This window comes from Halomonas sp. ATBC28 (genome assembly GCF_005937175.1).
Classification (GTDB): domain Bacteria; phylum Pseudomonadota; class Gammaproteobacteria; order Pseudomonadales; family Halomonadaceae; genus Vreelandella; species Vreelandella titanicae.
In genome coordinates this window covers 1-396 of the sequence record NZ_VCQL01000182.1, presented here as the reverse complement: position 1 = coordinate 396, position 396 = coordinate 1, and the positions used below count along the sequence as shown (strand labels likewise).

The window sequence follows — 396 nt, the reverse complement described above, 5'->3', positions numbered from 1 at the left end:
ACCTTAACCACAGCGCCAGTAGACAGGGTAGCCGGTTTGCCGCCAGTACCTGCGGTATCACCTTTCAGGCCCGGATCGGTATCAACGATTTCCAGTTCAACGAAGTTCGGCGGAGTAACGGAGATCGGCTGACCATTCCACAGAGTTACGATACACTCTGCCTGATCCAGCAGCCATTTAGCGTTATCGCCAATTGCTTTTGCATCAGCAGACAGCTGCTCGAAAGTTTCGTTGTTCATGAAGTGCCAGAACTCACCGTCGTTGTACAGGTAAGTCAGGTTCATATCGACAACATCAGCGCCTTCAGCGGAATCAGTAGATTTGAAGGTTTTTTCTACGCGAGTACCGGTCAGCAGACGACGCAGTTTAACGCGAGCAAATGCCTGGCCTTTACCC

Annotated in this window: 1 protein-coding gene; it reads right to left on the bottom strand. The window is 51.3% G+C overall.

Features of this window, described 5'->3' with window-relative positions; translation table 11 throughout:
* Positions 1 to 396, bottom strand: a 396-nt coding sequence (locus E0L35_RS25940; RefSeq protein WP_138801763.1) for an elongation factor P, incomplete at both ends; no start/stop codon positions are given.